Source organism: Martelella sp. UBA3392, from assembly GCF_002358775.1.
Taxonomy (GTDB): Bacteria; Pseudomonadota; Alphaproteobacteria; order Rhizobiales; family Rhizobiaceae; genus Martelella; species Martelella mediterranea.
In genome coordinates this window covers 1-4,424 of record NZ_DEPM01000246.1, presented here as the reverse complement: position 1 = coordinate 4,424, position 4,424 = coordinate 1, and the positions used below count along the sequence as shown (strand labels likewise).

The window sequence follows — 4,424 nt, the reverse complement described above, 5'->3', positions numbered from 1 at the left end:
GTCGACCATCAGGCCGATCATCGCGAATTCGCCCGAGCGGAAACGGAAACCGGCCGGCCGCGTCATGGTGAAGCGGAACAGATGGTCGGTATAATGCTCAACGCTCAGCACGGTCTCGCCGTAAACCCCGGCGGGCAACGCAGTCGCAAGATCGTCGGTTTTGGTCTGCACGTTCATGTCTGGTCCTGTCATTCTGTCTCGTCGGCGCCTTCGATCCGCTTGCGGGTCATATCCTCCAGCGCTCAAATACTACCGCTGGCCGACAATTGCAAAGTCAGCCGGAAATTCTTGGCTTTCACGCGCCCGCCTGGCGGCGCCAGCTGTAACCGGGTGCCGCGGCAGCGGATTTTGCGGCGGGCTGGTAGTAGCGCGTCACCGCCGGCAACCGCCCTTCCCCGAGCCTGCGGATCGCGGTCTCGTTGGTCACGGCGAAGCTGTCGAAGCCGCAGCGCAGCATATGCACCAGCGGATCGATCAGCACGTCGCCGATGGCGCGCAGCTCGCCGGTATAGCCCAGCCGCTCGCGCAGCAGCGTCGCCTGCGAAAACACCCTTCCGTCGCTGAAGGCCGGGAAGGTCAGCGCCACCAGCATGATCCGGTCGAGATAGGGCGCAAGCCGCGTCGGGTCATCGAACGGGCCGAGAACGACGCCGACCGGCTCATTGCCTTCGACGCCATGTTCGATGATGTCGGCGTAGGGGATGAGCGCCCGCTCCCCCTCGCCCGCCTTGCGCTCTTCCGTCTCCACCACCCATGGGTCGTTTTCGACAAAGCCGCCTACTTTCCAGATTGCAGTCATGTGCGGTCTCCTCAGGCGGCCTTGGCTTTTTCGGGGTAGAGCGCGTCCTTGAAGGGCTGCGCGCCAAGCCTGCGATAGGCCTCGATGAAGGTTTCCGACTTGTCGGCCCGCAGCGAAAGATAGGTATCGACGATCGTCTCCACCGCATCGGTCACCTTCGACGGCTCGAAGCCGCGGCCGATGATCTCGCCGATCGAGGTGTTCTCGTCCGCCGATCCGCCAAGCGTGATCTGGTAGAGCTCAGCACCCTTTTTCTCCACGCCAAGAAGGCCGATATGGCCGACATGGTGGTGGCCGCAGGCGTTGATGCAGCCGGAAATCTTGATCTTTAGATCGCCTATTTCGGCCTGACGCTCGGCATTGCCGAAACGGGTGGAAAGCTCCTGCGCCAGTGGGATCGAGCGCGCATTGGCGAGCGCGCAATAATCGAGCCCGGGACAGGCGATGATATCGGTGATCAGCCCGGCATTGCCGGTGGCAAGCCCCACCTCCTCAAGCGCGCGATAGACCGCCGGGAGATCGGCGCGGGCAACGTGCGGCAGAACGAGGTTCTGTTCGTGGCTGACGCGGATTTCATCGAAGCCGTAGCGCTCGGCGATATCGGCGACCGCGTCCATCTGCGCGTCGGTCGCGTCTCCGGGGATGCCGCCGATCGGCTTCAGCGAGATCGTCACCATGGCATAGTCGTCGCGCTTGTGGGCGACGGTGTTGCGGGTCAGCCAGTTGATATAGCTCGCATTGGCGGTGTCGAAACGGTCGCGCTCGCGTGCCGGCAATTCGGGCAGCGCGAAGTAGGCGCGGATCGCCTCGACGTCGCCCGCCGGCAATGTCAGCTCGCCGTCCCTCAGCGCCTCGAATTCCTGCTCGATCTGGGCCTTCAGCTCCTCAACCCCGGTCTCGTGGACGAGGATCTTGATGCGCGCCTTGTACTTGTTGTCGCGGCGGCCGTTGAGGTTGTAGACGCGCAGGATCGCCGTCGCATAGGCCAGGAGATCGGCTTCCGGAAGAAAGTCGCGAACCTTCTTGGCGATCATCGGCGTGCGCCCCTGCCCGCCGCCGACATAGACGGCAAAGCCGAGTTCGCCGGCCTCGTTCCGCTTCAGATGCAGGCCGATGTCATGGACCTGGATCGCCGCCCGGTCGCGCTCCGCGCCGGTCACCGCGATCTTGAACTTGCGCGGCAGGAACGAAAACTCGGGATGCAGCGACGACCACTGCCGCAGGATTTCCGCATAGGGGCGCGGATCGGCAACCTCGTCGGCGGCGGCGCCCGAAAAATGGTCGGCGGTCACGTTGCGGATGCAGTTTCCCGAGGTCTGGATCGCATGCATTTCAACGCTTGCGAGATCGCGCAGGATCGCTGGAATATCGGAAAGCTTCGGCCAGTTGAACTGGATGTTCTGGCGCGTGGTGAAGTGGCCATAGCCGCGGTCATAGATGCGCGCGACATGGGCGAGCATGCGCATCTGCCGGGCATTCATCGTGCCATAGGGCACGGCGATGCGCAGCATATAGGCGTGGAGCTGCAGGTAGACGCCGTTCATCAGCCTGAGCGGCTTGAAGGCATCCTCGGTGATTTCGCCGGAAAGGCGGCGTTCGACCTGGTCTGCGAACTGGTCCACCCGCTGAGCGACGAAATCCTTGTCGAATTCATCGTAACGATACATGAGGTCTTACGCCTCCACGCGTTCTGGTTTGGCGGCGGCATAGCCGGCCGCATAAGGAATGGTCGGGCCCTCGGCGCGGATGCGCTCGCGCAGCCTGAGCGGCCAGATGCGCCCGTCGGGACGCTCCTCGACATCGATGACGGCAAGATCGACCACCTTGTTGGCGGAGAAATCACGCTTGCCGATCTCATCAAGGCTTTCGATCGCCGCGTCGTGGCGGGCGACAAGCGCTGCCTGCAGATCCTCGCACCAGCGGCCATTGGCATCGAGCCAGACGGCCAGACCGTCGGTCAGGCGGTTTGCGGTCAGAACCTTAGCGGACATGGGCAACTCCCTTGAATTTCGTCTGGGCGACCTTGTTATCCTGCGAAAGCGCGCTCGAATGCTTGAGATTGGCGCCGGCGACCGCGTCGCCGATGATCACCATCACCGGGCCGGCGAGGTCGTCGCGCGCTTCCAGCAGCGCCATTTCGGACAGAACGCCGTGGAACAGGCGCTGATTGTGCCGGCTGGCGTTCTCGATCACCGCGATCGTGGTGTCGGGGGGAACGCCTGCTTCCTGAAGCCGGGCGCCGAGCCTGGCGGCGACGGAACGGCCCATATAGACGGCAATGGTGGCGCCCCGGACCGCAAGCGCGGCCCAGTCCGGCAGGGTGTCACCATTGAGGTCGTGGCCGGTCGTAAAAACCAGGGTCGAGGCAACGCCGCGCAGCGTCAGCGGCAGTTCGAAATCGGCCGCCGCCGCCGTGGCGGACGTGATGCCGGGCACGACCTCATAGGATACGCCCGCCGCGCGCAGCGCCGCCATTTCCTCGCCTGCACGCCCGAAGATCAGCGGATCGCCGGATTTCAGCCGCACGACGCGCTTGCCTTCTTTCGCAAGATCGACGAGCAGATCATTGATTTCGTTCTGAGACTTTGAATGACAGTTCTTGCGCTTGCCGACGGCGATACGCTCCGCATCGCGCCGGCCCATATCGACGACGGCCTGGGGGACCAGCGCGTCATAAGCGATCACATCGGCTTCCATCATCAGCCTGTGGGCACGGATCGTCAGCAGGTCCTCGGCGCCCGGCCCCGCGCCGACAAGCGCCACATGACCGGAAACCTGGGCTCCGTCCGCGATGATCTCGTCGGCAAGGCACTCGGCCTCAAGCGCCCTTCCCTTTTCGATGGCATTCGCAACCGAACCGTTGAAGAAGCGCGACCAGAAGGCGCGGCGCGGCGCACCCCGCGGAATGTTTGCGTCGACCTTGTCGCGCAGGCGGTTGGCGAGCTGCGCCAGCGGGCCGAGCGAGCGCGGCAGCATGGTGTCGATCTGCGCGCGGATCATCTGCGCCAGCACCGGACCGGCCCCCTCGGTTCCGATGGCGACAGCGATCGGAGGACGAGCGACCAGAGCGGGCGTATAGAAGTCGCAATCGTCCTTCTGGTCCACGGCGTTGACAGGGATGGAGGCCGCGCGGGCCGCCTCGGCGATCAGGTGGTCCTGGTCGCTGATTCCTGTCGCGGCAAACACCAACACCGCGCCTTCGAATTGCGCGGGCGAGAAAGCGTCCTCCACCAGCCGGTAGCCGTGCTCGGCGAGAAACGCGCGGTAGTCGTCCTCGGCGTTCTCGGCATAAGCTGCAATCACGGCGGAGGTCTTTGCCATCAGCCGGGCCTTGGCGAACGCCTCGTCGCCGCCGCCGAAAATCGCGACCTTGCGGCCATCGACCCGGAAAAACGCCGGGAAAGTCGTCAACAAATCGTCTTTCGTGCCCATTGCGCGCAGTCCTTCTCAAGATTGGCACAACAATCGCTCTGCGGCGGCGATGTTTGAAGAAACGAAAATGCGCGGGCGCGCAGGATGGAACATTTCATTCCTCAATTCCGCGCGATGCAGGGCAAATTTACCCGCAGGGTCAGGCCGAGGCTTGCGCTCGCCCGCCAATGTCCCTTTAAGTCAGGCTGTGCAA

The 4,424-nt window shown here is 63.9% G+C and carries 4 protein-coding genes and 1 pseudogene; all 5 read right to left on the bottom strand.

Annotated features, from left to right (window positions below):
* Positions 1-192 (bottom strand): annotated as a pseudogene (locus B4E36_RS19640) (ferredoxin--NADP reductase); the annotation flags it as partial.
* Between the two features lie 103 nt (positions 193-295).
* Positions 296-799 carry a DUF934 domain-containing protein gene (locus B4E36_RS19635; RefSeq protein ID WP_292059731.1) on the bottom strand — a complete coding sequence of 168 codons (504 nt, stop codon included), beginning with the start codon at positions 797-799 and terminating at the stop codon, positions 296-298.
* An 11-nt stretch (positions 800-810) separates the two neighbouring features.
* Positions 811-2,466 carry a nitrite/sulfite reductase gene (locus B4E36_RS19630; RefSeq protein ID WP_345900725.1) on the bottom strand — a complete coding sequence of 552 codons (1,656 nt, stop codon included), beginning with the start codon at positions 2,464-2,466 and terminating at the stop codon, positions 811-813.
* 6 nt (positions 2,467-2,472) lie between these two features.
* Positions 2,473-2,790: a DUF2849 domain-containing protein gene (locus B4E36_RS19625; RefSeq protein ID WP_018063279.1), complete on the bottom strand. Its 318-nt coding sequence runs from the start codon at positions 2,788-2,790 to the stop codon at positions 2,473-2,475.
* Positions 2,780-4,231 (bottom strand): siroheme synthase CysG, encoded by a 1,452-nt coding sequence (gene cysG / locus B4E36_RS19620; RefSeq protein WP_292059729.1) that lies wholly within the window; start codon positions 4,229-4,231, stop codon positions 2,780-2,782. Before cysG ends, B4E36_RS19625 begins: the two co-directional genes overlap by 11 nt.
* Between the last annotated feature and the right edge of the window lie 193 nt (positions 4,232-4,424).

What these genes read in the sequence shown, in the direction of transcription:
- B4E36_RS19630 (WP_345900725.1), bottom strand. Translation starts at nt 2,466, where the DNA reads ATGTATCGTTACGATGAATTCGACAAGGATTTCGTCGCTCAGCGGGTG.
- B4E36_RS19625 (WP_018063279.1), bottom strand. Translation starts at nt 2,790, where the DNA reads ATGTCCGCTAAGGTTCTGACCGCAAACCGCCTGACCGACGGTCTGGCC.
- B4E36_RS19635 (WP_292059731.1), bottom strand. Translation starts at nt 799, where the DNA reads ATGACTGCAATCTGGAAAGTAGGCGGCTTTGTCGAAAACGACCCATGG.
- cysG (WP_292059729.1), bottom strand. Translation starts at nt 4,231, where the DNA reads ATGGGCACGAAAGACGATTTGTTGACGACTTTCCCGGCGTTTTTCCGG.